This window comes from Amycolatopsis sp. WGS_07, assembly GCF_045278895.1.
Lineage (GTDB): Bacteria > Actinomycetota > Actinomycetes > Mycobacteriales > Pseudonocardiaceae > Amycolatopsis.
Genome location: NZ_CP136053.1, coordinates 6076540 through 6103256 on the forward strand (window position 1 = coordinate 6076540; position 26717 = coordinate 6103256).

Genomic DNA, 26717 nt, shown 5'->3' on the forward strand with positions numbered 1-26717 from the left:
GATGGTCTGTGTGCTAGCCGCCGGGCCGACTGCCGTGCCGAGGAAGCACCGCGGACCTCGCCGCCGCGCGATCTCCGATCCCGCTTCGGGGCAGCCTGGTCCTGGTCGCGCCACGCTTGCACTGCTCGCGCCGGGATCTCGCGCCGTTTCTCACGGCCGCCCTCCTGAAGGTATCGCAGCACCGACGGTTGGTCCGCGAAGAATCGGACGTCAAGCGGAACCCCGTGCGCAGCGCATTCGCCCAGATCAACGACGTGTCGGAGGCCAGTCAACCCCACGCCGCGTCGAACTGGCTGACTCGTCTTCCTCCAGGCGCTGTTCGTCGCGATCCTGGGAATACCTCCTGGCCGCGAAAAACGCGGTGACCAGCGTCGCGTCGGTGCTCAAGCTGGTAAGAAAGCCGAGCGCATTTGTTGACCGCGGCTAGCCACTCCGCCCGGGAGACGCCCTCTTGCGAGCGATCGCCCACTTCGGCACCGGGAACACCGAAGCACCAGACAAACCCCCAACGCCACGACCGCCGTCCTGGCGCCCCCACGCTGAACCCTTACCTGCATGGGGACATTCCGCTACAACGTCAGAACACCCCAAAACCACCCACCCTCCGGCAGGTATTCCGGAGCCTTGGTGCTTCCATCGGGCGGTCTCGCCGGAGCATGCTGAACAGAACCGCCCGGGCTTGCTTGCCGCCGCTGAGTTCTTCTACTTGCCAGATATCTGAGTTCGCGCGGACGAATGTCTGCACGCGGGTGCGTGTGGTTGCCGGATGTTCGAGCAATCTCGCTACTTCGGCGCCGGCCGCTCGATAGTCTGCTGCGTTGTGAGCGTTCCTTCGGAGAACTTGCTGCGAGACCAGTTGGCTGCAGACCTGGCTGTAGTGGATCCCGGCCTGGAGTTGGTTGACACGGAGTACCTGCTGAACAATGCGGTTGGCACGCGTGGCCGCGTCGACATCCTTGCGCGTGACCTGCACGGATCCTGGGTGGTGATCGAGCTCAAGCGTTCGAAGAAGACGACTCGCGAGGCGGTGCAGGAGGTCGCCAAGTACGTCGAGTTGTTGTGCCGCGAGGAGGGGTTGCCGCGGGACCGTGTCCGGGCCATCATTGTGGCGACCGAATGGGATGAACTTCTCGTTCCTCTCAGCAGCGTCGCGCGCGACTGGTTTCACGACGTGACGGGCTACCGTCTTCTACTCGACGAATCTGGCCGCCCGGTGGGCACGGAGCCGGTCGCGTTGCTTTCGCCGCCGCTCGAACGGGGAGTCGCCCCTGTCCATTTCGTCTACTTCTTCCCCTCGCCGGCCGAACGCAACCTGGGTTGGCAGCAAGCCTGCCGCTGCGCCGGAGACCACAGCCTCGTGGGTGTCGATCTCCGTTACACGGGAACAGATGATGTGGTGAGGGCACCGTATGCACTGTATGTTGCGATCGGTCGGATCGCACCGGACAACGCGGACGCTGACCTTGCTGCGGAGGCGGACGCACTGGGCCATGACGAGGTGCTGGGGGAGGAGCACCGACTGGAGCGCGCGCTGCTTAGGCGCATCGGCCGCGACGTGTCCGCGTCTTATGCCGAGTCGGCGAACCCGGACACCTACCGACACCTGGCAGCCTACGACAAATGGGAGACCGAGCAGGTGCGTCGCTCGGGTTCTCTCGAACAGGACCGTCTGCGCGAAGACGAAGACCTTCGACGGGCAATGGTGGGCAACGACGGCCACTCCCAGTTCCAGCTGGATAGCTCGGCCACGCCCCGCAACCGCAACCAGTGGGCTTCATTCGTCGAACGGACGGAATCCAGCCTCGCCGGCAACGATCAATGGCACCAGCTCATCCGGCTGTGGCTCGATGACATCGCCCGAACTCGTCCGGACAGCGACGTGAATTTGCGCATTTTCAACCCGTGCGACGTGATGCAAGCTCTGGTGTTCGGCTGGCCTGATCGGTTGATCAATCACACGCCGCATGTCCTCGGAGCCAGCAGCAACACCCACGAAGACACAGTCCGCACCCTGGCGGGCACGCTGTACTGGGACGGCCACCACGTGCCGAACCTCCGCCAGTTGGTGCGGATGGTCTATCGAGGCCCAGTGCAATGGCGGGCTGCTCACTACGGTGGTGTCGCTTGGCAGCGTGACCAAGAGCTCCTCGAACTGCTTGGCTTGCGTTATCTCCTACTCGACGCAGTAACCGACGGGTGGCCCGATGAGTCAGGGCAGCTAAAGGAAGCGACATTCCTGGCTGTCTGCAGCGACGGGCCGCAATGGATGACCGACCCGGCCAGCGTCATGGCCAAAGAGAATTGGAACGGCCTCCACACTCTGGAGACCTTCCTGCAAGAGCACGCCGACCAGGTGGCCCCGCTGGTCGCGGAATACCGTACATGGCTCGGCATTGACGCACCCGGCTGACAACAACGACAGCCACCGCGAAGCTCTCGAACAACGTAACCCAGGCGCACGTCAGGCAACGACAACCTCCTGCCGGGGCCTGGAGATCGGCGATGAAGTCTTCGTCAGTATCCCGCCGTTGGTGCCGCTCTCCTCGCGCGACGCGCAGGGAGGTGATCGACGCCGCGGCGTCAGCTCGATGTAGTACTCTGTTGCTCGGCGGGTGCGGCCTGCCAGGTTGACGTCATCCCCGGCCTCGGATGGCAAGGTCAAGCCCACGAGTTGAAAAACTCGCCGCACACATGAGTGGTTGAGCTGTTCGCGTGTCCAGGTGCATGTTGTCCTTGTTCGCCGAGCCGGGCGGCGGCAGCAAGGGGTGCCCTGTGTCCAGCAAGTCTCATGTCAGCGGCCTGATCGCCGTGCGACGATGCCAAACCGGCGAGCCGCGCCGCGAACTCAAACAAGCGATGAAAGGTCTCGCGGCGGAGCTGTCGCCTGCTCAGAAGGCGACGATCGATGAGGCGCTTCATCCTGCTAACAGCGCGGCCGACGGCCGAGAGCACGAAGTCGGCATCGACCCGGATCTGAAGCATCGGATCCTCCCCTCGGCGCTCGACAGAGCGCAGCAGGAATTGGAAGCGGCCGTATTCCATGCGCTCGTGCGCGCCTCGGATCGCCTCGGCAGCCACCCGACGGCCTGGTGCTACCGATTCGGGCAGGTGGTGCGGCAGGTCCGACCGGAACCGGATCGGCTGCGCCTGACACTGAACCCTGTCATCCTCGGGCCGCTGTTGGCTGAGCTTCTGCCCACCGAGGCTGACCCGGCCGAGGGCGACGCGCTGTACGGGACGGCGGGGGTCCGGATGCGGATGGACCGATCCGGGCTTGAGCTCTACCTGGTTGACAGCGACCCACGAGCCACGGTGGTGCTCTCCGGGATCACCCGCAACATCTTGCGCGACGCAGAAGCCTATCTTGCTGAGGACCGCCTCTCGTCGGTCCTGCGATTGTGCGCGAACTCGCCGGATGCCTTGTCCCCGACGGAGAAGGCCTGGCTGCACGAGGTGCGCCGTGTCTACGGTCCGGTCCACGTCACCAGTGGTCTGCTGCGCCGGATCCGCCTCTTCGCAGACACGCCGTGGATCAAATCCACCCCCAGAGGCACCGCTGAACTCGTTGTGGAGTGGGCCGGGCCGCCAACGCAGCAGGCAGTTCTGGCCACGCTGTGCCACCCGATGACCACCATCGCAGCAACTCGCTACTCCGGGGCGCACTGGCCCACGTCCAAGATCGCGCGCTTCGACGTCCTAGGCTCGCCTGCGTCCACAACTACTCCACGGTCGCCGCGGGCGGCCGAAGTGCTGTTTCGTGCGTTACCGCCCTACCACGGCGGCCCAGACTACCTGCACACCAAAGCTTCCTCTCCGCATCGAATCCCGCTGAGGTCCTTCCACCGGCCGGCGTTGCTCGACGACCTTGTTGCCCTCCGGTGTCTTCGCACCGGCGAACCTCTCGAGCGCGCGGAACGACGCATCAGGGAGGCGTTCGAGAAACACCCTGACCTCCGCCGGATGACGTCGGCGCGCTCGTCATCCCTTGACACAGCAAGCAGCGACACCCTCAGCCTCGTTCGCGAAGCGGCATTGCCGAGCGCGCATTCGGTGCACCAACGACTGCTCGAGACGTCCCTGCTGCTCGCAGCCCGCGGCAACTGGTCCATCGACCAGCACCTCCAGGGCGGGCACGAGGTGTTCGCTGCGGTTAGCCCTGGCCCGTACACGCTGGCGGTGGAGTTGGTCGATGGCGTCGCACCCATGTTTTTTCGAGCGATACTGCCGCAGCTTGACCCGGAGCACGCAGCAGGCGGCATTCCAGGACTGCGCGTCGCTCACTCCGACACTCGGCTCGTCCTGCGGCTTCTGGATCGCAACGGAGCCATGACCAACGCTTCGGTCAACATCGAAGGCATCGACAAGACCCAGTGGAAAGAGATCTTGACCGAACTCAAAAGGATGCTGACGGCGTTGAGTTGATCAACCCCATGCTGGAGCATTCGCCGGCGCCGCACCCGGGCGAGCGAAGCAGCATGGACTTCCATCGATGGGACTGTGGACCTGTCGGGCTTGGCAGTGCACTGCTTCGTCGGATCGGTTCGTTCGCTGGCGCGGACATGGTCGATGCATGGTCGAGCATGCCTGCTGGCGAGATCCACGTCGAGACAGACGGCCGCTCGTCATTTCGCGCGGTGGTCAACACTTTCGCACATCCGATCCTTGGAATCGTCCACGGCGACACCGTTCTAGAACGATTCGATGGCTCGTTCGCGCGAATTGTGGATACCTCAGCTGACGCTGCTCCGTTCGCCGAGCTCAAAACCAACTACAAGCGTCGGCCCGCGCTCGTCCTGCGGCAGTATGCCTCCTCGCACGCAAGCCGCGACCGGCGGCCACTCACGCCATGACCCGAGAACACTGCGGCAGGAACGCGCTTGCACCGATGGATCTTCTGGACAGAGTCTTGTCCTGCGACGATCGTACGCGTCGCGCCAAAACCCTCATCTACAGCAGCGCGGCAGGGCTGAGTGTCGTCGTTGTCTGCCTCGCCGTTTCCGTTTACCTATGGACAACCTCTGCGGGAGTGCTCGGCGGTGCCGGGCTCGTTGGTGTCACCGGACTGTTGGTGCGGAGTCGGCGAGCGCGCCGGTCCGCACGCCGACGCGCTCGTAACAGCAGGCCCGCAGGCAACCTGACACCTCGAGTGCCGGACATCCCTGGCGGTACCAGTTCACCGTAGAACTCTGTTCACTGGGCTGAAGGCTGTTGCCAGAAGGAGCCCTTAACTACATGACCTGGGCAAGGCCTCTGTTTCAGGCCCGGCTGATAGCCCGACCGCCGGTCTCTGCCGCGATAGACGGCAACTGCCTGCGCACAGTCGCTTAGTGCGCTGGCGGCGGCGGTCCGGCCGATACAACTACAATCTGCTGCAGCAGCCGGACCGAAAATCCCTTCACTGTCCGCGAGTTCTTCTCGCAGAGGCACAATATAGCAAGAGTTCGGTCGCGCCACGACTATATTACTCTTGAAACCTCTCTTCGGCATCCGATTCGGTGAGCAATAGAAACGCGGCTGTTTTCTCGTCAATAAGGTGCCCGTCGGCGGCTATTTCAGTGGCATGTGTCAGCAACGATAGTGCCTCCTCGTGTCGTCCCAGCTTCTCCAGAACTCCACTGAGTTTAACCATCGTCAATGCTTGACCGGCGGCATCTCCGCCTTTTTCTGCCAAGCGGATTGCGTCAGCGTAGGCCGCCCGGGCGGTTTCGAACTGGCCGTCATCGGCATGAATGTCGCCCTCGACCATGCATGCGTGCGAAACGACCACGGGGTCAGTGTCGATGTAAACTAGCATCCTCACTTTACGCAGATGCTCGAATGCGCGAGCAGAACTCATCGTGTCGATCACTGCGATGCATGCCGCGATCTGAATGTGTGCACGCGCACTTCCTCGGCGATCCTCGAGCTGATAGCAGATTGCAAGATCGCGTTGGTGGCGTTCAAGCGCCTCATGGGGCTTGTCTAGGAAGTTGCGGAGAATGATGCCCAGGTCGTTCTGCGCGTTGGCTTCCTCTCGAATATCATGGCACTCGACGAACTTGTCGATTGCTTCTCGGAGTGCCAGCTCCGCGCCGTGAACATCCCCCGCTCGGGACTTTGCAAGCCCAATACTGTTTAATGTATGGGCTTCACCTTGAATATCGCCGCGGCGTCGGCACTCGTCAAGGTCGTACTGAAGGTCGGACAGTCCTTCTTTGGCGCGCCCAACATAGCTGCGCGCGATCCCGATGTTATGGCGGATAGCACTTTGCAGGGCGGGCGGTGCATCCGCCTCCTGGTAAGCGCGCAGAGAATCCTCGTAGTAGGAGAGAGCTTCCGTATAGCGGTGTCGCTCCTGGCATATTTGGCCACGGTGATTAAGGGCGCTCCCGCGTGCCAGGGAATTTCCTTCCCCGGCACCGAAATTCTCGATCTGATCGCATGTGTCAGTTGCGAGATCATAGTCTCGGCAGGCCGTTGCCGCTGAACACAGTGCCTGCAAAAGAACAAACTCCGCCCCAGCGGCTGTCTCGTGTTGGAACCCGGGAAGCTGCCTGGCATCTCGAATAAGCTTCAGGGCGGATTGCATGAGAGCCTTTTCTGTTGACCACGCGCTACGGCGGGTCAGGTACGCGTTTAATGTCAATGCAGAGGAAACAGCGATGTTGTAGAGCTTTTTTCGACGGCCAGCACGTGCGCCGGAACAATATTGCCAATGTTGTCATCCAGTCATAAAAGACTTTCCTGCAGGTAGGTTCCGTCCCGATGTGCAGGAAGATTTGAATTGATGTCGAATGATAATTTTGATGCGGTTTCCAGTAGGTAGGTAACGATCTTTTTAGATACAACACCAGTACGTATTCGAGAGTCGGTTGAGTTCAGGGTTTCCTCAGCGTAGAGACGGAGCAGGTCATGGATAGCGTAACGTCCGTCGCGGCGACCGTAGCTGATAAGATTGAGTTCTGCGAGGAGTTCCAGTTGATCATCTAGATCGGTATCGCACTCTTTCTCCGTTGCGATGCTGATCAGGTCTAGATTGAAGTCCGGACCAGGCACCAAGGGGATCCGGCGGAATACCAGTTGAGTGTCGGGGTGCAGTCGGCGATAGGACAGGTGGAAGCTGGCCCGAACCGCGACGTCACCTGCCGTTAGTTGGTCCAGTCTGCGGTGTTCGTCCGATAGGCGCTGAGCGAGGTTGTTGAGAGACCAGCCGCGACGCTTGGTTGCGAGGGTGCCGGCGATCCGCAGCGCCAGCGGAAGGAATCCGCAGAGCTCGCAGATGAGCGCAGCCGAAGGATATTCCGCAGATATTCGCTCAGGGCTCGTGATGGCCGCGAGCATATCCAATGCCTCACGAGGGCGTAGAGTGTCAAGCTGGATGTGCCCTACGGCGTCGAGACCGCTCAAACTGCTTCGGCTGGTGACGAGAGCAAGGCACCCCGAGCCGGCAGGGAGGAGCGGACGCACTTGTCCTTCATCGGCCGCATTGTCCAAGACAATGAGGAGCCGCTTGTCATGGCAGAGGCTGCGATAGAGGCGGAACTGCTCGTCTATTCCACGATCGAGTGAGTCTTCCGCGCCAAGTGCGCGCAGCAAGTCGGCCATCACGGCGTCAGGCGAAGCGGCGTCGGCGTGGGTGCCACGGAGATCAACGTAGATCTGACCATCGGGGTAATCGGCGCAACGAGAATGGGCGAAGCGGACGGCCAAGGCGGTCTTTCCGACGCCAGGCTGCCCCGCGATCACGACGGCGTTCGCGCGGATAGCAGCATCGAGCAGTGCGTTTAATGAGTCGCGCCTACCGACGAAGTCGGGGACGTCGCGGGGAATCTGGGCTGGCGGCGTGTATGCGGTTCCGTCGATGCTGCGGCGGATCATCTCGGTAACCGAGCGGTGCACGGTGGGGTTCGTGCTCAGCCAATCGAAAATGTCGTCCGCATCTTTTACTTCGATGCCACGCCAGATACCTTCTGCGCGTCGTCTGTCGCGCCAGGTGATCTTGGTGACCCACCGGCGCATCGACACGAATACCAACACGGTCTCGGACGGGTTGACCCCCTGTTGGTCTGGGCGACTCGTCCGGTTGGTGTAGTCCTGTGTCGCCTTCCCGCTTGGATCGGAACTAGTGCCGAGCTCCCAACGAGATTGCTTAGCTGGTACGTACGGCGAGCCGGGTGCGTTGTCTACGCAGATATCCCAGCCCCGGGTGATGACGCCGTCCCCTCCCGGGGCCATGAGCCCCTCGACGCCTGGTGTCTCTTCCAGTAGGCGGCGGATGATGTCGGGTAAAAGTCCTTGCGCCTCTCGCGGCCGCCTGTCGGCGAAATGATGCAGGTCAGATCCATCGATAAGCTTGTGGGCATACGCCACCACAGCGTGCTCCTTGCGTCAATAACCGAGCATCGGCGCTACGGCCCCGGATGCGGGACGCAGTCGTTCAGGAAGAAGGACGCAGCCACGTTCGGGGTCCAGACTGGCGATGATTCGCAGGTTGGTTAAAGCGACGACCATAGTGCGTGACGGTTTCGACTGGTCAGCGTGCTGGTCAGGACTACGTGCGTGACCGGGTTGCGTAGAACGGCGCATGACGTCTCCGCTTGTCAGCCCGTTTCCAGCGGCGGGCCTGCTGGCGCAGCCGTCCTGCACCGTGTTCCTCGGCGTACGCGGTCAGATTGTGCGGGGCCCGCTCGAGGCGTGTGGACAGCATCTCGATTGTGACGTTCCATCACGGGCGAAAGCTGTCGAGTAGTCCCGCGACTGTCGGTGATGGGCGGGGCACACCGGGCACGCCCGTCACCGTGCACCGCCGCGCGTGTATGCGATCGCCGGATTGCACGGTGCCGCTGAGCCTCAGGTGGCGTCACGAAAAGCACTCCCGGGCATGCCCTGAACGGAGCATGCCTTCGGGTCTGATCCTGCCCTCGATACCAAAAGTGATTACACAGTGTCAGAATAATGTTCCAATGGATGAGATATGCGGGTGAGACCCGTTAACCGTTGTGCAATCCGGGGGAGGTGGGTACTGCGAAGGGCTCCGCTGAACTAGCGTTGATCCAGTCCATCGGACGAAAAATGGGCGCCCGCCGCGGCTACGACGGACGCCCGTTTGCAACACCCCAATTGTCACCCAGCGTCACTGAGAGAATGAGGTCTTGCATGGCAACCGTAACCCGGGCGCGGCGTAGAAGTCGCTCCCCCGACCCGGCGAATAGCCGCGGTCGCCCGCTCAACCTGTGGGGTTTCGCTCTGCAGGTTTTGCGCGAGCCGAACACTGCGCGGGAAGCCCGCTGGTTCGCGGTCGCCGCTGGTGTGTTCGTCCTGACCGTGATGTTGCTGGCGCTGCTGGCGTTCGTTGTGCGCCCGGTCGAGGCGGGGCAGATCGTCGGCTCGATCGGCGGGCTGATTCGGGGCTGAGGCTTCGCGGCTCGGGGTGCCTTCGCGCAGGTCGCGCGAGGGCACCCCGGACTCCGGTCTGCCACACGCTCTTCCCAGTGGGACCTGCGTCCCCCAAATTCTCGCACCGTCGACGGTCAGGGTCGGCCAATGCCTGTGCGGCGGCAGACGGTTAAACGTTTGTGCGGTCTCGGAGGTAGTACTGGTTGTAAAACCTGTGTCCTTGGGACGGATGCCGTCCTCGTTGAGCGTCGGTGCCTGTACGCGGGCGACGACGTGTGCGGCCGCGGTGCCGCGCGGCTTGCGACTGCTGGCTGAACTGCGCTGGCGGTGCCTCGTGTTGCGTCCGGTCGGGGGTGCCCCCGGCGGAGAGCTTCGCGGACGTGGCCTTCTCTCCGCGGCGGCATCGAGCGCGCGGAGGCGGCGATGCCGCGCCACATTTCTGAGCACAATGCCGAGGAGATCGCCGACTTGTTCACCGCCGTCGCGCGCGATCTGCACCGCTACGCGTCGAGGCTGGTGCAGGGCGACCGCACTGCCTCGGACGACCTCGTGCAGGAGGCGTTCCACGCCGCCGCGAGCGACTGGGACGACCTGCGCGGCCGCGAACCCGGTCAGCAGCGGGCCTGGCTGTTCGTCGTCGCCAGGAACAAGGTCGTCAGCCGTTGGAAAGCCGCTGCGCGCGTCGAGGTCGGCGTCGAGCACCTCGAACACCGGGCCAGGGCCAGCGCGCCGGAGGACACCTGGGACAAGGCGGTCTGCGACTTGACGTTGCAGTGCTGCCGCAAGGTGCTCGACCGGATGCTTTCGACCCGATACGAGGTGGCGCATCTGCACTGGTACGAGCAATGGTCCACCCGCGAGATAGCCGACCTGCTCGGGATCGCCGCATCTACGGTGCGGGTGCATCTCAAGTACTCGCGCGACGAGTTGGCCGCGGCTCTCGGCCCGGACCTGCTGCTCACCGAGGAACCCGTCATGCCCGCGGGGAAGGAGGAAGCGTCGTGACGAGCAACAACACCGGCTCCGAGCCGACCCCGGAACGGATCTCGCTCTCGCAGCTCTACTCGCTGCTGGAACGCCATGCCGGCGACGGGATTCCTTACGAAGTCCACGCTGGCCTGGAGAAACTCGCCGACTGGATGGCCGAGGACGTCAACGAGGAGGACGCCGCCCGGCAGGACCCTGACACGGTGCGGGCCTTGCGGCCCTCGTGGTCGCAGGTAGCGCGCGGGGTCTGAACGCGTCCTCTCGGCACCGGACGATCGTCGTGGTCGACCCTCATGGGTGCGCGGCCCTGACAGAGGCTGCCCGGATCACGCTGCGGCGCGTCGTGTTCGATCTGCTCGAGGGCGCCTTGGAGGAAAGCGGCATCGGCGAAGGCCAGCACGACCGGGTCGTCGACCGGGGAGACGGAGCCGTGATGCTCGTCCGGCCCGGCGACGAGGTGCCCAAGACGTTGCTGTTGACCTCGGTCGTCCCGGCGATGGCCAGGCTACTGGCCGAGTTCAATGCCACCGGTTGGTTCGGCTCCGAGGTCCGGCTGCGCGTCGCCGTGCACGCCGACGAGGTCCACTATGACCGTCGCGGACCCTTCGGCGAAGGCCTTGACATCGCCTGCCGCCTGGTCGACTCCTCGGTGCTGAGGAGGGCACTGCGGGGCGCACCCGGTCCGCTGGTGCTGGCGGTCTCCGACTCGTTCCACCGGGCGGTGATCCGGCACAACTTCGCCGGCATCGACCCGAACGCCTTCAAACGCGACGTTCTCGTCAGGATCGGCGGCAGGCGGGTGCCGGGATGGATCCACTGCCCGGTCGCCGCGAAGGAAGAGCGCCCTATCACTGCGTGACGGACGGCCGCTGCTCGCGGCTGCCAGCGTGGCCTGCGCAAGCTGAACATATAGCGCCTTATGCGAGTTGGCGGCAGTGAACCATCCGGAGGTACCTGTAGAACCGATCGGTTTCCCTCGCTCAGCGCAGCATGACCACCGTTCGTCGCGGTCGCCCGATGCTGCCGGGCTGCTCGATCCAATACTGGGGAGACCGGTGGGAGGGGACTTCCTCGCGGCGGGTGTGCGAGCAGGGAGACAACAGTTGCGGGCCGGCCGGACGCGGATTTCGGGGAAGGAGGCGGAACGTATCCGGAACACGCTTGGGCGGAGGCTGCCGGTGACGGCGCTCGGAACAGGCCCAGCAGACGCACGGTGCGTGCGTCGGTTCCTACCTGCCTTCAGCGCGTCTTGTTCTCGAAACACACCTCTTGCGGGTTTCTCTTGCTCGAGCCGGGAAAGCCGCGGCCCGGACGGTGACCGGCTCCTCCAGGCAGCCAGCTTGGGGCGGCTGAATATCCGGGAGACGGAAAGGGGTGACGTGGTGCCCAGGCGCTGCGAGAACAGGTTCACCGTGACGGTAGCCGGTTCAGTGACCGTCACGGTGAGACAGGTGCTGTTTCTGCTGATGCTGGTCGGAATGGGAGTGGCGACGCTGTACCAGCGTTAGCGAGGCTGCTGCACTGTGATAGGTCGTCGGCGGGTTGTTCCTTCGGGCTGGAAGGGGCGGCCCGCCGAGGTCGGTCTCGGCCTCACTGGAGAATCGAATCGGCCGCGGGTCACGTGCTGAATCGAGCCTGACGCGGCGGTGGATCACCTCATGCTTGGGTAATTCGGTATTTCGCCAAACCGCTTGGCGGCGTGGCTGTTTCGTGGTTTGCTGAATGCCGGGCTGTCTTACTCGACATACCATGCGGGCAGCGGGGAGGGCTGCAGATCGGTTGGATCACCGGGGCGCGCCAGAGTGAGAACGGCTCGCTGGATTTCTGGACGGGCGTTGAGCGCGTCTTGGATCTCGTTGACCCGGGCGGCGACAGCGGATTCGGGTGCGTCGCCGGATAGGTCAACGGCGGCGACAAGGAAGATCTTGTCCGAGCCGACCCACTCCATATGCAAAAAGCTGACCCGTTCGATCGCGTCATGATCGAGCAGAACCTGTAAAGCCCGGTTACGGGCCAGCGGGGTGACTTTCTCTCCGGTGAGGAAGTCCATGTTGCGCATGATGAGGAAGATCGCAACCGCGCCGAGCAGGAGTCCGACCAGGATCGAGCCTAACGCGTCCCAGCGGGGGTCGCCGGTCAGTTGGTGAGCCAGAATGCTCAACCCTGCGATCACAAGACCGACCAGCGCCGAAAGGTCCTCGGCGAACACGGCCCGCAGCACCGGATTGGAAGTAATGCGCACATATCGCAGTGGTTTGAGCTGTCTGGTCATCGCGCCGTGCCGGGTTTGGCGCAGCGCTTGAGCAAACGAGGTGCCCTCGAGGACGAACGACACTCCTAGCACCGCGTAAGCCCACACATAGGAAGATGATTCCTCTGCCTCGTGCAGGGGCACGCCGTGCCAGATGGAGACTGCCGCGCCCACGGTGAACAGACCAAACGCCGCGAACATCGACCACACGTAGCCACTCCGGCCGTAACCGAGTGGATGGGTCTGGTCAGGACTCTTGCCTGCTTTGCGTTCACCGACGAGCAGAAACACCTCGTCACCGGTATCTGCCCAGGAGTGCGCCGCCTCGGTCAGCATCGCCGCCGATCCGGTGATCGCGGCGACCGCAGTCTTCGCCGCCGCGATCAGCACGTTGGAGCTCAACGCAACGAGGACGGTCACCAAGCTCTCGCCCGACTTGTCGGGTTGGGGCGGTGCCAGTGGTGCGGTCATGACCGTGTCCTTACTCAGTGGTCAATGCGCGCCGACATTCAATGCGCGGTAACGATGCCGGCGACAAGATTGATCGTGGCTGCCAGGATCACGGTGCCGAACACATACGACAGCAGGGTGTGTCGCAGCACGACCGCGCGAATAGTTGCGCTGGACACGTTTGTGTCGGACACCTGGTAGGTCATGCCGAGGTTGTAGCTGAAGTAGAAGAAGTCCCGATACGCTGGCGGGTCCTCGGAGTTGAAGTCGATGGCGGCGGATGACCTCGCGTAGTACAAATCGGCATAGCGGGTGGCGTACATCAGGTGCAACGCTGTCCAGCCGAAGAACACCTCTCCCAGCGCAACGGCTGCGGCCGCGGGGCCGACCGACTGCCCAGACGCTAGTAACACCACGATGCCAGTGAGACCACAGAGCGCAGCTGTCACCACGATGAGTTCCTCAAGCGCTGGTCGCAGATCCTCTCGGCGCGCGTACCGGCGAGTCGTATTCGCAGCCATCGGCTACAACACGAGCCAGCCCGTGCCGACGAACACTGCCGCAGCCGCTGCGATGCCACTCAGGATCCCCAGTGCTGCCCCCGCGCCGATGCCTACCCCGGTTCCGACCGCAACTCCCGCTGCCGCCGTGATCGCGAGCCGACATCCTACGGATTCCAGAAAACTGAACTGCATTGATGAATGCTACTCGGTGAGCGTTCTGCGAAGGCGCGGAGACCGACCGCGGTTCATCTTTGTTCAAAAATACAAATTAGTTTGTTCGATGCCACGGAGTATTGGCTCCGGGTGAGGTGTCAGCCGTTGGGTGAACGCGGGCTGCTGACGCTAACGGCTGAGCCGCTCGATAGCCTTGGCTGCGTCCTCCGGGCTGGCATCGTAGGTCTCTCGGTAGCGTTGGATGGCCTCCATTTTCTTCCGGTGGAGACCAAGGTCTTGATCTCGGCGGAGAGCGGAAGCTCGACGCGTTCTTCCGAGCGGTCATCCACGCCGAAGTGAGCGTAAAGGTAGTCGATTTTCGTTCGAGTTCTTGCAGTTTATTGCAGGTGGTCTCGTCGGCCTGGTCCACGTTGGATGCCATGGATAGACCGTACCGATTCGGTTGGTTCCACAGGGGAAGGGGCAGAGGATCGAACCAGGAGGATATCCGCGGAACCGTTGGCAGCCAGCAGCAACGGGTCGCCGGTGCGTATTTCGCACCGCGACCGCAAACCGGCCGGCACCTTCACCCGGGGCCCGCCGATCACGGCGAAAGCGCCCTCGGGATCCCGGCGGACAACTATCGCCGTGTCGTCACGCGACGTGACGGACAGCCTGGTGCCCACAGCCCAGTCGAGCGCGTGCAGCAGCCTCCGCTCGGCGATGCGCCCGGACCGGTCGATCCGGGCGATCGTGTAACTCCACGCGGCTTCGGGAAGGCGGCGGTGGATCGTGGGCAACGGTGCCGGAGAAGCTGCCCTGGAACTGGTCCGGTGTGGGGTGGCAGGCGGGATCAGCGGAGCGAGCAGTGACTCAGGCATCCGACCACCTGCGGGCCTGGCTGGGGTTCCCAGCCGGTGCTGTCAAGCGCCGCCTGACGGCCCACGTTGGATACGCAGGGTTTGCGGGGTGGTAACCCGCTGTGGTGTGACGGTCGCGGTACGGCTTTGAGGTTGCGTGGGGATGTATCCCCGATATTCTGCGGTAAGCGGCCGCTTAGCGGTGGCTGTCCAGCGTCGGACAAGGAGACGGTGTGGTGGAGTCGTTCAAGGATCGGGTTGCCCTGGTCACCGGGGCCAGCCGGGGGATCGGGCTGGCTATCGCGAAGGGGCTTGTCGAGCGCGGGGCCAAGGTGTGCATCACCGCGCGCAAGCCGGAGCCGCTTGCCGAGGCCGTTGAGCAGCTTGGCGGGTCGGAGGTCGCGATCGCGGTGCCCGGCAAGGCCGACGACGCCGCGCATCAGCAGGAGGCGGTCGCCGCCGCGGTCGAGAAGTTCGGCAGTCTCGACATGCTGGTCAACAACACCGGCATCAACCCCGTTTACGGGCCCACGCTGGACGTCGACCCGGCCGCGGCGAGCAAGATCTTCGCGGTGAACGTGGTCGCGCCGTTGTCGTGGATCCGCGCCGCCCGGGACGTGTGGATGGGCGAGCACGGCGGGGCGGTCGTCAACGTCGCCTCGATCGCGGGCATCCGCACCTCGCCGGGCATCGGCATGTACGGCGTCAGCAAGGCCGCGCTGATCCGGCTTACTCAGGAACTCGGCGCGGAACTCGGCCCCAAGATCCGGGTGAACGCGGTGGCTCCGGCCGTGGTCAAGACGCAGTTCGCGACCGCGCTTTACGAAGGCCGCGAGGAAGAGGTCGCGGCGGCGTATCCGATGAAGCGGCTCGGAGTGCCGGAGGACATCGCGGGTGCGGTGGCGTTCCTGCTGTCCGGCGAGGCGGGCTGGATGACCGGTCAGACGGTCGTGCTCGACGGCGGCGTGACGCTCGGCGGCGGTCTGTGAGCGCCGGGGTCGTCGTCACCGGTGGTGGCGGCGGGATCGGGGCGGCGCTGGCACGCCGGTTCGCCGCGGACGGTGCCCGCATTGTCGTCGCGGACCTCGACGGCGATCGCGCGGCCGAGGTCGCGGCGGAGGTCGGCGGGACGGCGTTCGCGGGTGATGTGGCGAGCGAATCCGGCGTGGCCGACCTGATCACCGCCGCCCGCGAAACGCTCGGCGAGATCGACGTTTTCTGCGCCAACGCCGGGGTCGCGCCGTTCGGCGACGCCAACGCGGACGAGGACGCGTGGTCGCTGGCGTGGGACGTGAACGTGATGGCGCACGTCCGCGCGGCCCGGTTGCTGCTGCCCGCGTGGCTGGAGCGCGGCGAAGGACGGTTCGTCGCGACGGTGTCCGCGGCCGGCGTGCTCACCAGCCTCGGCTCGGCCCCGTATTCGGTGACCAAGCACGGCGCGCTGGCGTTCGCGGAATGGCTGTCGGCGACCTACCGGCACCGCGGGATCACCGTGCAGGCGATCTGCCCGCAGGGCGTGCGCACCGCGATGCTGGAGGAGACCGGCGAACGCGGCAAACTGCTGATGGGCGCGACCGCGATCGACCCGCCGCAGGTCGCCGACGCGCTGTTCGCCGCGATGGCCGAGAACCGGTTCCTGGTGCTGCCGCACGCCGAGGTCGCGGACTTCTATGCCTTGCGCGCCACCGAAACCGACCGCTGGCTCGGCGGCATGAACAAACTGCAGCGGAAAATGGAGCAGCTGCCCGGCGACGCGTGACCCGATAGTCTCCCGTGGCGGCACCGGGCCGCAGGGGAGAACAGGGAGCAGGAATGACCGCACCCGCGCGTGCCGAAACCTCGCGCATCGCCACCGCCAGCTTCATTGGCACGGCTATCGAGTTCTACGATTTCTACATTTACGGAACCGCGGCGGCGCTGGTGTTCGGGAAGGTCTTCTTCCCGAATTTCTCCTCCGCCGCCGGGGTGCTGGCCTCGCTCGGCACCTTCGCGGTGGGCTTCGTCGCGCGCCCGGTCGGCGCGATCCTTTTCGGACACTGGGGCGACCGGATCGGCCGCAAGTCGATGCTGGTCACGTCGCTGCTGGTGATGGGACTGTCCACAGTGGCCGTCGGGCTGGTGCCGGAGTACGGCACGCTCGGCATCTGGTCGCCGGTCCTGCTGGTGGTGCTGCGGTTCGTGCAGGGCATCGGCCTCGGCGGCGAATGGGGCGGCGCGGTGCTGATGTCCACGGAGTACGCGCCGCCGGGCAAACGCGGGCTGTACTCGGCGTTCCCGCAGCTCGGCCCCGCGATCGGATTCGTGCTGGGCAACCTGCTGTTCCTGGTGCTGGACGCGGCGCTGCCGCCCGAGGCGTTCCTGTCGTGGGGCTGGCGGCTGCCGTTCCTGTTCTCCGCGGTGCTGCTGGCGGTCGGCTTCTACGTCCGGATCAAGATCGCCGAGACGCCGGTTTTCCAAGCCGCGCTGGACAAAGCCGAGCAGGCGAAGGTCCCGCTGTTCGAACTTCTGCGGAAACAACCGCGAGTTCTGGTGCTGGCGACGCTGTCCTTCGTGCTCTCGCACGCGCTTTTCTACACTGTCACCACGTTCTGCCTTTCGACGGCGACGACCACGCTGGGCATCCCGCGCACGACTGTGCTGATCGGCCTGCTCGTCGCGGCCACGGTGATGGGCGTGGCGACACTGGTGTTCGCGATGAAATCCGACCAGTGGGGACGCCGAAAGCTGAGCGCGGCGGCCGGGATCTCCGTTGCGGTGTGGGCGTTTCCGCTGTTCGCGTTGCTGCAGACGGGAAATCCGGTGCTGCTGACGCTCGGGTTCGTCGGCGGACTGGCGTGTTTCGCGATGCTGTACGGGCCGATGGGCGCGTACCTGCCGGAGCTGTTCCGGGTGCGGTACCGGTATTCCGGGGCGTCGATCGCGTACAGCGTCGCCGGGGTGATCGGCGGCGGGATCGTGCCGTTGATCTCGACCGACCTGTGGGCTTCGACCGGTTCGACGGTGCCGGTCGCGCTGGTCCTGGTCGGGCTCGGGGTGCTCAGTTTCCTGTGCGTCCTCGGCCTGCCGGAGACGCGGGACCACGACTTCGCCGACGGGCTCACCGAGCGGCCCTGACCCGCGGTTCCCGGTCCGGTGCGCCGTTCGGGCTGCGGCTCTTGACACGCCGTTTTGGTCTAGTCCAGTGTGTGACGGCACCCTCCGGGTGCACTCCTCCCGGGTTGATCCCGCCGCCTCAAACCGGAGGTGTTCCGTGGTGCTCGTGGGAGGAACACAATGAGAACAGTGCGTCGGCTGGCCGCGCTCGCGGCCGCGGCAGGGGCGGCTCTCGGAGTCGTGGCCGGGGTGGCTTCCGCCGCTCCCGCGCCGCGGCTCGCGGCCGCGCCGGACCCGGTTCTGGCGTCGCCGTACCTGTACCAGTGGGCGGGACAGACCAGTGCGTCGGCGGCGATGTCCGCGACCGGGATCAAGACGTTCACGCTCGCCTTCATGCTGTCGGACGGCTCGTGCAACCCGAAATGGGACGGCGACCGTGCGCTGTCCGGTTCGGACAAGACCCTGATCAAGGGCATCCGCGACGCGGGCGGCGACGTGATCCCGTCCTTCGGCGGCTGGTCCGGCACGAAGCTCGGCGCGAAGTGCACGACGCCCGCCGCGCTGGCCGGGGCGTACCAGAAGGTGATCGACGCCTACGGCCTGAAGGCGATCGACCTCGACATCGAGAACACCGACGAGTTCGAGAACGCGACCGTGCAGGACCGGATCCTGAACGCGGTCAAGATCACCAAGCAGAAGAACCCCGGCGTGCGCGTGGTGATCACGATCGGGACCGAGACGTCCGGCCCGAACACCTGGGGCAAGCGGCTGATCAAGCAGGCGAAGGCGATCGGCGCGCCGGTGGACGTGTGGTCGGTGATGCCGTTCGACTTCTCCAGCGGCGGCGACATGGCAGGCAAGACGAAATCCGCCGTGGACGGTCTCGTGGCACAGCTGAAGTCCACCTTCGGCTGGGACAGCGCCACGGCGTACCGGCACGCGGGCCTCTCGTCGATGAACGGCAAGACGGACAACGCCGGCGAGGTCGTGTCGGTCGCCGACTTCACCGCGATCCGCGACTACGCCGCCAGCCACCACCTCGGCCGCTTCACTTTCTGGGCCACCAACCGGGACTGCTCGGGCGGCGGCGAGTGCAGCGGGATCTCGCAGCCGAAGTACGCGTTCACGAAGATCGTGGCCGGGTATCACGGCTGACCTGGTCCAGTTGGGCTGAGACTGGGTCGAGCTGGGGCGAGTTTGGCGACGAGGCCGCCGTTTCCGAGGGGTGCGGCCTCGTCGCCTGCTGCCGGAGGGTCGTGAGCGGCAATCCCGCTTAGAACCGGGATTGCCACTCACGACTCACGCAGGCAGATCCACCAGATCAGCCAGCCGGGCCCGATGCCGCCCAGGCGTGCCGAACGCGATCTGGTCGCTCTTGGCCCGCTTCAGGTAAAGATGCGCCGGATGCTCCCACGTCATCCCGATCCCGCCGTGCAGCTGAACGGCTTCCTCCGCCGCGTGCACCGCGATCGGCGACACCCGGGCCTGCGCCACGGCCACCGCGATCGGCACGTCGTTCCCCGTCGCCAGCGCGTCCGCCGCGTACCGGGCTGTCGCCCGCGCATTGACCAGTTCCGTGTACAGATTCGCCAACCGGTGCTTCAGCGACTGGAAACCGCCGACCGGACGGCCGAACTGGTACCGGCCCTTCAGGTACGTGACGGTCTCGGTCAGCGCCCACTCGGCGATCCCGGTCTGCTCCGAAGCCAGCAACCCGGCCGCCGTGGTCAGCGCGTTGTCCAACGCCTCCGAAGCAGCCGAGCCAGTGCAGATCTCCTGCGCGGCAGCGGATTCGAAGGTCACATCGGCGATCCGACGCGTCAGGTCCAGCGACACAGCCTCGGTCACCGTCGCCGCGGAGGCGTCCACGGCGTACAGCGCGGGACCGTCCGGGCCGACCGCCGGGACCACCAGCACATCCGCCACCGACGCATCGACCACTGTGGACACTCGGCCGGTCAGAACACCGCCTGCAGACCGTACGGTGGAAGGGAAGTCAGCACCCGGCGCAGTCGACAAAGGCACCGCCAAAGCACCCGTCACCGCGCCCGAAGCGAGCTGGGGGAGCAGGTCCGAGCCGGTCGGAAGCAGCGCCGCGGTCGCGAGCACCGCACTGCCCAGGAACGGCACCGGCGCGACGCTCCGGCCCAGTTCCTCCAGCACGACCGCGACCTCGCGCGTCGAAGCCCCGTGCCCGCCAAGGGATTCCGGCACCATCAAGCCAGCCGTGCCGAGATCGGCGGCCAGCGTCTTCCACAGCGAAAGGTCGTACGGCGTGTCCGTTTCCACCCGGGCGAGCAGCTCGACCGGACCGGCCCGGTCCGCGAGCAGGGACCGCACCGAGGACCGCAGATCCTCTTCGACATCCGAGTACAGCAGGTCCGGCGTGCTCATCGCGGCAGGTCCTTCCAGGCGACGTCCTTGTCCGCCCGCGGCTCGGACGGCAGCCCCAGCACGCGTTCGGAGATGATGTTCCGCAGCACCTCCGAGGTACCGCCCTCGATCGAGTTTCCCTTGGCGCGCAAGTACCGGTACCCGGCGTCGCGGCCGAAGAAGTCGACGTTCTCCGGGCGGCGCATCGTCCAGTCCTCGTAGCGCAGGCCCTCCTCGCCGAGCAGTTCCAGCTCCAGCCCGGACAGCGCCTGGTTCAGCTCGGCGAACGCCACCTTCATCGCCGAACCCTCCGGACCCGGCGCGCCGACGGCGAGCTGCTGCCGGAGCCGGGCGCCGGCCAGCCGCAGCGATTCCGCCTCGACCCAGTGCTGCACGAGCCGGTCGCGCAGTTCCGGCGTGCGCAGGTCCGGACGGTCCCGCCACGTCTTCGCGACGATCCCGATCATCCCGCCCTCGCGCGGCATCGCGTTGCCGCCGATCGCGACGCGTTCGTTCATCAGCGTGGTCTGCGCGACCTTCCAGCCCTCGCCGACCGCGCCGATCCGCTGCGAGTCCGGAATCCGCACCTCGGTGAGGAAGACCTCGTTGAACTCCGCCTCGCCGGTGATCTGGCGCAGCGGCCGCACCTCGACGCCGGGCGCGGTCATGTCGCACAGGAAGTACGTCATGCCCTGGTGTTTCGGCACGTCCGGGTCGGTGCGGGTGACGAGGATCGCCCACTGCGCGAGATGCGCGCTGGACGTCCACACCTTCTGCCCGGTCACGACCCAGTCGTCGCCGTCGCGGACCGCGCGCGTGCCCAGCGCGGCGAGGTCGGAGCCGGCTCCCGGTTCGCTGAACAGCTGGCACCACACCTCCTCGCCGGTCCACAATGGACGGAGGTAGCGCTTCTTCTGCTCCTCGGTGCCGAACGCGAGGATGGTCGGCGCGGCCATGCCGAGCCCGATCAGGATCCGGCGCGGGTTGTTGTCCGGCGCGCCCGCTTCGGCGAACGCGGCCTCGACCTCGCCCTGCAGCTCGCGCGGCGCGCCCTGGCCGCCGAGCCCCTCGGGGAAGTGCACCCAGGCGAGCCCGGCGTCGAACCGCGCCCGCAGGAAGTCCACAGTGGACATTTCAGAAGGGTTGTGCGCCGCGAGGAACGCGGCGACCTGCGCGCGCAGCTCCTCGGCGGTCACTTGGCCGCCTCCGTCCGGTACTTCTTCAGCTCGCGCCGCGCCAGCGACCGCTTGTGCACCTCGTCCGGGCCGTCGGCCAGCCGCAGCGTGCGCACCCCGGCCCAGATCTCCGCCAGCGGGAAGTCCTGCGAGACGCCGCCCGCGCCGTGCGCCTGGATCGCCTTGTCCAGGATCCATTCGACGGCCAGCGGGGTGGAGATCTTGATCGCCTGGATCTCGGTGTGCGCGCCCTGGTTGCCGACGGTGTCCATCAGCCACGCGGTCTTCAGCACCAGCAGCCGCTGCTGTTCGATCCGCACGCGCGCCTCGGCGATCCAGTCCTGCACCACGCCCGAATCGGCGATCGGACGGCCGAACGTCTCGCGCGACAGCGTACGGCGGCACATCGCCTCCAGCGCCCGCTCGGCCATGCCGATCGCGCGCATGCAGTGGTGGATGCGGCCGGGCCCGAGGCGGGCCTGCGCGATCGCGAAACCGGAACCCTCGTCGGCGATCAGGTTCTCCGCGGGCACCCGCACGTCTTCGAACAGCACCTCGGCGTGCCCGCCGTGGTCGCCGTCGGCGTAGCCGAACACCTGCATGCCGCGCACGACGGTCAGGCCCGGCGTGTCGCGCGGGACCAGGATCATGCTCTGCTGCTTGTGCGCGGGCGCGTCCGGATCGGTCTTGCCCATCACGATGAAGATCTTGCAGTTCGGGTTCATCGCGCCGGTGATGTACCACTTGCGCCCGTTGATGACGTACTCGTCGCCCTCGCGGCGGATGCTGGTCGCGATGTTGCGCGCGTCGGAGGAGGCCACCTCGGGTTCGGTCATCGCGAACGCGGAGCGGATCTCCCCGGCCAGCAACGGTTCCAGCCACTGCTTCTTCTGCTGCTCGCTGCCGAACATGGTCAGCACTTCCATGTTCCCGGTGTCCGGCGCGGCGCAGTTCACCGCGGCGGGCGCGAGATGCGGGCTGCGGCCGGTGATCTCGGCCAGCGGCGCGTACTGCAGGTTGGTGAGTCCACGCCCATGCCCGCCGGCATTGGAGGCACCAACACCGTGGTCGCCGGGCAGGAAGAAGTTCCACAGGCCGCGCTTGCGCGCCTCCGCCTTCAGCTCGTCGACGACCGGCGGCGGCGACCACGGGTCGGTGCGCGCGGCGAGCTGGTCGTGGAAGACCGCCTCGGCGGGGTAGACGTGCGAATCCATGAATTCGAGCAGCTGCCCGCGCAGTTCCTCAGTGCGGGCGTCGAACGCGAAGTCCATCAGTTCTCCTTGGTGAGCGTCTTGCTGCCCTGTTCGATCAGCGGGGCGACCGCGGCGCCGATCTGGTCGAAGCCCTCGCCGACGGTTTTGCCTTGCTGGAAACGGAAGTAGATGCCTTCGAGGATCACCGCGAGCTTGAAGTACGCGAAGCTCACGTACCAGTTCAGCGCCGACAGATCACGGCCGGAGCGCTGCGCGTAGCGGGCGATCGTCTCGTCGGTGTCCGGATAGCCGGGCGCGCTGCTGGCGTTGGACACCATCGGCAGCGACAGCTGGTCCCGCTGCGCGTAGGTGATCATCAGGCCGAGGTCGGTGAGCGGGTCGCCGAGGGTGGACATCTCCCAGTCCAGCACCGCGGTGATCCGGTCCTCGCCGTCGACGAGCACGTTGTCCAGCCGGTAGTCGCCGTGCACGATGGCCGGCGGGCCGGACGCCGGGATCGCGGCGGCGAGCTGGTCGTGCAGCCGGTCCGCGCCAGGGAGATCGCGGCTGCGCGAACCGTCGAGCTGCTTCTTCCACCGGCGCAGCTGGCGTTCCAGGAAGCCGTCCGGTCGGCCGAAATCGCCGAGCCCGACCGCCTCCGGATCGACCGCGTGCAGGTCGACGAGCGTGTCCACCAGCGAATCGGCGATCGCCCTCGTCCGCTGCGGACCGAGCTGCTCCAGCTCCCGCGCAGTCCGGTACGGGGTGCCCTCGACGAACTCCATGACGTAGAACTGCGCGCCGAGCACGTCCGCGTCCTCGCACAGCAGCACGGTTTCCGGCACCGGCACCGGAGTTCCGGCGAGCCCGCTCATCACGCGGAACTCGCGCCGCATGTCGTGCGCGGTGGGCAGGACGTGCCCGAGCGGCGGACGGCGCACGACCCAGCGGTGCGCGCCGTCCGACACGACATAGGTGAGGTTGGACCGCCCGCCCTGCACCACGTCCGCGGTGAGCGGACCGGCGACGAGCCCGGGCCGCTCGCGGTCGAGATGGGCGCGCAGCCTCGCCAGATCGAGGCCGGGCGGGTCGGTTTCGGGCATCGGAAGGACTCCCATTCGTACGAGGTCAAGAAAATTCAGACGATGAGCCGGGAAACCATCTCGGCGACGCAGGCGGGCTTGTCCTCGCCCTCGATCTCGACGGTCCAGCGCACCACGGCCTGCTTGCCGCCGGGCACGTCGGTCAGCTCGACCAGCTCGGCGCTCCCGCGCACCCGCGAGCCGACCTTCACCGGCTGCGGGAACCGCACCTTGTTGAGGCCGTAGTTGATGCCCATCTTCAGGCCGTCGACCCGGTAGATCTCTGGCAGGAACGCGGGGATCAGCGACAGCGTGAGGAACCCGTGCGCGATCGTCGAGCCGAACGGGCCCGCAGCCGCCTTTTCCCGGTCGAGGTGGATCCACTGGTGGTCGCCGGTGGCGTCGGCGAACAGCTGCACCTGCTCCTGGGAGACGGTGTGCCATTCGCTCGTGCCCAGCGACCCGCCGACGGCTTCGGCGAGTTCGGCGACGTCGGAGAACACGCGCATCGAGATCAGTCCTTCGGTCCGCCGGCGACGTAGATGACCTGGCCGGACACGAATCCCGCGCCCTCGCTGACCAGGAACGACGCGACGTTCGCGATGTCCTCGGGCGTGCCGACGCGCTGCACCGGGATCTGCGAGGCGGCCGCGGCCTTGAAGTCCTCGAAGCTCATGCCGACGCGTTCGGCGGTCGCCGCGGTCATGTCGGTGGCGATGAACCCGGGCGCGATCGCGTTGGCGGTGACGCCGAACTTGCCCAGTTCGATCGCCAGCGTCTTGGTGAAGCCCTGCATGCCCGCCTTGGCCGCGGAGTAGTTGACCTGCCCGCGGTTGCCCAGCGCGGACGTGCTGGACAGGTTGACGATCCGGCCCCACTTCTCCTGCGTCTGGTACTTCTGCACCGCGCGGGTCATCAGGAACGAACCGCGCAGGTGCACGTTCAGCACCGAGTCCCAGTCCTGTTCGGACATCTTGAACAGCAGGTTGTCGCGGGTGATGCCGGCGTTGTTGATCAGCACGGTCGGCGCGCCGAGTTCCTCGGCCACGCGGGTCACCGCGGCCTCGACCTGCTCGGCGTCGCTGACGTCCAGCGCGACGCCGACCGCGCGGCCGCCGTCGGCGACGATCGCCTCGGCTCCCTGCTTGACCCCCGCCTCGTCGAGGTCCAGCAGGCCGACGGCGAACCCGTCGGAGGCGAGGCGGCGGGCTACGGCGGCGCCGATGCCACGGCCGGCTCCGGTCACGATGGCCACACGGGAAGCGGTCACGGGGTTCTCCTCATCGTCGGGGAAAGCCTGCTCGGCACGTCCGGGCAGGCTGGGCACGCTCGGACTGCCTGCGCAGGATGCCACGGAGCGGCACCTGTCGCTGGCGGCTAAGCGTACGCTTATTACGCGTCGATCGCGAGTCCCTCGTCCGATCGGGGGCGGTGTCCGGGCGGGGCGGCCAGTGCGGCGAGCGCGACGAGTTCGGTGAGCGCCATCCCGCGTTCGACGAGGCCCAGCGGGATGAGCAGCCACCAGTGCTGTCCGGTCGTCGCGGCGACGGCGACCGCGCCGAGGATCACCGCGAACCACGCGAGCGACGCCACGGCGAGCGCGCGGGCGAGAAACCGGCGGCGCGGCGAGTCCGGAAAGGCCGTCCGCGCCGAGACCAGCACCGCGAGCGGAAGGCAGACGAAGGCGATGACGCTGGCGATCCGGTGCAGCGTGCCGCCCGCGCCGGTGGCCGCGGCGTTGGCCCAGTCGGTCTTGGGGAACGCGACGATCACGAGCAACCCGGCTGTCCAGCATGCCCCGAACACCGCCGCGAGGACCGGCAGCCGTCCCTGCAGCCGCAGCACGGCGAACGCGACCGCAGAACCGGCCGCGACCAGCACGAGCGCCAGGTTGAACACCCATTTGTGGTCCGACAGCCCGTATTCGCTGATGGTCCGCCGGGTCACGCTGATCTCGTCGGTGGGCGGCACCACCTGCAACAGCAGCACCAGAACGGCGCCGAGGGCGAGCGCGGCGATCCCGGCGAGCGCGAGCAGGGCGGGACGGCGGTCCGCGGGCACGGTCGTCATGCACCCAGCGTGACAGGCGCCGGATATGTCCCCGGTGAGTCAGGCCGCCCGGCCGGACCCGGTGACCTGCGCGCGCACCGTGCGCAGCGCGTTGTGGTCCACAGTGGACGGTTCGGCGGACAGCCAGCCGCCGATCTCGTGCAGGAACTGCTCCGGCGTCATCGGGGGACCGGGTTCGCCGTCCGGTTCGGCAGTGGTGACCTCGCCGTCCCGGCTGGGGTACACGATCATCGCGCCGCGCAGCGCGACGCCGGGCAGCAGCTCGCGGTAGCGGTCGAGGCTTTCTTCCAGCTGGCTGCCGCCGCCGCGGAACGGCCGCCCGTTGCGCAGCAGCCGTCCGTCGTCGGCGGTCTCGTAGTGCCCGGGAAGCCACAGCTTCGACTCGACCAGCACCAGGCGTTTCCCGCACAGCACCGCGTGGTCGACGTCGGCGAACACCGAACCGGGCCACGCGAGACCGTGGAAGATGCGCGCGCCGGGCAACCGGGTCAGATACCGCTCCAGCAGGTCGGCGGTGAGCCGTTCGGCCAGTTCGTCGGCCTCGGCGCCAGGGGAGCCGAACACCGCGCTGCCGCCGAATTCCTCGGCGAAAGCGTGCCGGGCGCGGCGTGCGGACAGGAAGCCACGGGCGAGCCGGTGCACGAGCAGCGCGGTGCCCGCGGTGAGCGCGAGCCAGACGATCAGCACCGGCGGCGTGAACTCGATCCCGGCGAGCAGCGGCAGCAGCACGAGCACCGCGCCGGCGACCGCCGCGACCACCGGCGTGTGCCCCGGCCCGCGCCTGCGCCCGTGCCGCATCCGCGGGTCGGCGGCCGCGAAGGACCACCACTCCAGGCTTTCCGGATCGATGTCCGGCGCTTCCGGCCGGTAGCCGGGCTGCTCGCCGAACCGCCGCCGCGGCCGGGGTTTGGGCATCGAGGCGGCGGGAACGCCGGCGTCGTAGCGCGCGCGTTCGTTGGGGTCGGCGAGGGTGTCGTAGGCCTCGCGCAACAGCTGGAAGGTGCCGACCGTGCCGCCCGCGTCCGGGTGCAGCGTCTTGGCCAGCCGACGGTAGGCGGCCTTGATCTCCGTGGGGGACGCGGTTTTCCCCACGCCGAGTACCGCGTAGTAGTCGGGCACGGTTCGGGTTCCACCTCCGGACGGCTGCCCGCG

General features: G+C 66.5%; 23 protein-coding genes. 11 read left to right on the plus strand and 12 right to left on the minus strand.

Annotated features, from left to right (window positions below; genetic code table 11):
* Positions 1-766 precede the first annotated feature (766 nt).
* The 3 genes from RPX00_RS28790 to RPX00_RS28800 all read left to right on the plus strand — a co-directional run bounded on the left by RPX00_RS28790 (position 767) and on the right by RPX00_RS28800 (position 4850).
* On the plus strand, positions 767-2410 hold the full coding sequence (locus RPX00_RS28790; protein WP_406630017.1) for an endonuclease NucS domain-containing protein: 1644 nt from the start codon (positions 767-769) through the stop codon (positions 2408-2410).
* Between the two features lie 362 nt (positions 2411-2772).
* Positions 2773-4422 carry a hypothetical protein gene (locus tag RPX00_RS28795; RefSeq protein ID WP_406630018.1) on the plus strand — a complete coding sequence of 550 codons (1650 nt, stop codon included), beginning with the start codon at positions 2773-2775 and terminating at the stop codon, positions 4420-4422.
* An 8-nt stretch (positions 4423-4430) separates the two neighbouring features.
* Positions 4431-4850 carry a hypothetical protein gene (locus RPX00_RS28800; protein WP_406630019.1) on the plus strand — a complete coding sequence of 140 codons (420 nt, stop codon included), beginning with the start codon at positions 4431-4433 and terminating at the stop codon, positions 4848-4850.
* A 611-nt stretch (positions 4851-5461) separates the two neighbouring features.
* On the opposite strand, the gene RPX00_RS28805 is transcribed toward RPX00_RS28800, so the two are convergent.
* Positions 5462-6568: a tetratricopeptide repeat protein gene (locus RPX00_RS28805; protein WP_406630020.1), complete on the minus strand. Its 1107-nt coding sequence runs from the start codon at positions 6566-6568 to the stop codon at positions 5462-5464.
* A gap of 140 nt (positions 6569-6708) precedes the next feature.
* Positions 6709-8352 carry an ATP-binding protein gene (locus tag RPX00_RS28810; RefSeq protein WP_406630021.1) on the minus strand — a complete coding sequence of 548 codons (1644 nt, stop codon included), beginning with the start codon at positions 8350-8352 and terminating at the stop codon, positions 6709-6711.
* 783 nt (positions 8353-9135) lie between these two features.
* Here RPX00_RS28810 and RPX00_RS28815 point away from each other — a divergent pair.
* The 4 genes from RPX00_RS28815 to RPX00_RS28830 all read left to right on the plus strand — a co-directional run bounded on the left by RPX00_RS28815 (position 9136) and on the right by RPX00_RS28830 (position 11221).
* Positions 9136-9393 carry a hypothetical protein gene (locus RPX00_RS28815; protein ID WP_406630022.1) on the plus strand — a complete coding sequence of 86 codons (258 nt, stop codon included), beginning with the start codon at positions 9136-9138 and terminating at the stop codon, positions 9391-9393.
* A gap of 405 nt (positions 9394-9798) precedes the next feature.
* A complete protein-coding gene (locus RPX00_RS28820; RefSeq protein ID WP_406630023.1) occupies positions 9799-10380 on the plus strand; it encodes an RNA polymerase sigma factor in 582 nt (193 codons plus the stop codon).
* Entirely contained in the window at positions 10377-10613 is a 237-nt protein-coding gene (locus tag RPX00_RS28825) for a hypothetical protein (RefSeq protein WP_406630024.1), read from the plus strand. The genes RPX00_RS28820 and RPX00_RS28825 overlap by 4 nt, the downstream gene beginning before the upstream one ends.
* 92 nt (positions 10614-10705) lie before the next feature.
* Complete coding sequence (locus RPX00_RS28830) at positions 10706-11221, plus strand: hypothetical protein (protein WP_406630025.1); 516 nt, start codon at positions 10706-10708, stop codon at positions 11219-11221.
* Positions 11222-12097: 876 nt separating this feature from the next.
* On the opposite strand, the gene RPX00_RS28835 is transcribed toward RPX00_RS28830, so the two are convergent.
* A complete protein-coding gene (locus RPX00_RS28835; RefSeq protein WP_406630026.1) occupies positions 12098-13084 on the minus strand; it encodes a cation diffusion facilitator family transporter in 987 nt (328 codons plus the stop codon).
* Positions 13085-13122: 38 nt separating this feature from the next.
* Positions 13123-13584 carry a DUF1345 domain-containing protein gene (locus tag RPX00_RS28840; RefSeq protein ID WP_406630027.1) on the minus strand — a complete coding sequence of 154 codons (462 nt, stop codon included), beginning with the start codon at positions 13582-13584 and terminating at the stop codon, positions 13123-13125.
* A 1231-nt stretch (positions 13585-14815) separates the two neighbouring features.
* On the opposite strand from RPX00_RS28840, the gene RPX00_RS28845 reads away from it, so the two are divergent.
* The 4 genes from RPX00_RS28845 to RPX00_RS28860 all read left to right on the plus strand — a co-directional run bounded on the left by RPX00_RS28845 (position 14816) and on the right by RPX00_RS28860 (position 18827).
* Positions 14816-15568, plus strand: a complete 753-nt coding sequence (locus tag RPX00_RS28845; protein WP_406643126.1) for an SDR family oxidoreductase — start codon at positions 14816-14818, stop codon at positions 15566-15568.
* Entirely contained in the window at positions 15565-16338 is a 774-nt protein-coding gene (locus RPX00_RS28850) for an SDR family oxidoreductase (RefSeq protein WP_406630028.1), read from the plus strand. The genes RPX00_RS28845 and RPX00_RS28850 overlap by 4 nt, the downstream gene beginning before the upstream one ends.
* A gap of 53 nt (positions 16339-16391) precedes the next feature.
* Positions 16392-17693, plus strand: a complete 1302-nt coding sequence (locus tag RPX00_RS28855) for an MFS transporter (protein ID WP_406630029.1) — start codon at positions 16392-16394, stop codon at positions 17691-17693.
* A 159-nt stretch (positions 17694-17852) separates the two neighbouring features.
* Positions 17853-18827: a chitinase gene (locus RPX00_RS28860; RefSeq protein ID WP_406630030.1), complete on the plus strand. Its 975-nt coding sequence runs from the start codon at positions 17853-17855 to the stop codon at positions 18825-18827.
* 144 nt (positions 18828-18971) lie between these two features.
* On the opposite strand, the gene RPX00_RS28865 is transcribed toward RPX00_RS28860, so the two are convergent.
* The 8 genes from RPX00_RS28865 to RPX00_RS28900 all read right to left on the minus strand — a co-directional run bounded on the left by RPX00_RS28865 (position 18972) and on the right by RPX00_RS28900 (position 26684).
* A complete protein-coding gene (locus RPX00_RS28865) occupies positions 18972-20066 on the minus strand; it encodes an acyl-CoA dehydrogenase family protein (RefSeq protein ID WP_406630031.1) in 1095 nt (364 codons plus the stop codon).
* Positions 20063-21241, minus strand: coding sequence for an acyl-CoA dehydrogenase family protein (locus RPX00_RS28870; protein ID WP_406630032.1), 1179 nt, complete (start codon positions 21239-21241; stop codon positions 20063-20065). The genes RPX00_RS28865 and RPX00_RS28870 overlap by 4 nt, the downstream gene beginning before the upstream one ends.
* Positions 21238-22491 (minus strand): acyl-CoA dehydrogenase family protein, encoded by a 1254-nt coding sequence (locus RPX00_RS28875; protein ID WP_406630033.1) that lies wholly within the window; start codon positions 22489-22491, stop codon positions 21238-21240. Before RPX00_RS28875 ends, RPX00_RS28870 begins: the two co-directional genes overlap by 4 nt.
* Positions 22491-23516 carry a phosphotransferase family protein gene (locus tag RPX00_RS28880; RefSeq protein ID WP_406630034.1) on the minus strand — a complete coding sequence of 342 codons (1026 nt, stop codon included), beginning with the start codon at positions 23514-23516 and terminating at the stop codon, positions 22491-22493. The genes RPX00_RS28875 and RPX00_RS28880 overlap by 1 nt, the downstream gene beginning before the upstream one ends.
* 35 nt (positions 23517-23551) lie before the next feature.
* Positions 23552-24004, minus strand: a complete 453-nt coding sequence (locus tag RPX00_RS28885; RefSeq protein ID WP_406630036.1) for a MaoC family dehydratase — start codon at positions 24002-24004, stop codon at positions 23552-23554.
* Positions 24005-24009: 5 nt separating this feature from the next.
* Positions 24010-24765, minus strand: a complete 756-nt coding sequence (fabG, locus tag RPX00_RS28890; protein ID WP_406630038.1) for a 3-oxoacyl-ACP reductase FabG — start codon at positions 24763-24765, stop codon at positions 24010-24012.
* Between the two features lie 122 nt (positions 24766-24887).
* Complete coding sequence (locus RPX00_RS28895; RefSeq protein ID WP_406630040.1) at positions 24888-25565, minus strand: DUF998 domain-containing protein; 678 nt, start codon at positions 25563-25565, stop codon at positions 24888-24890.
* A gap of 39 nt (positions 25566-25604) precedes the next feature.
* Positions 25605-26684 (minus strand): DnaJ domain-containing protein, encoded by a 1080-nt coding sequence (locus tag RPX00_RS28900; RefSeq protein WP_406630042.1) that lies wholly within the window; start codon positions 26682-26684, stop codon positions 25605-25607.
* Positions 26685-26717 lie beyond the last annotated feature (33 nt).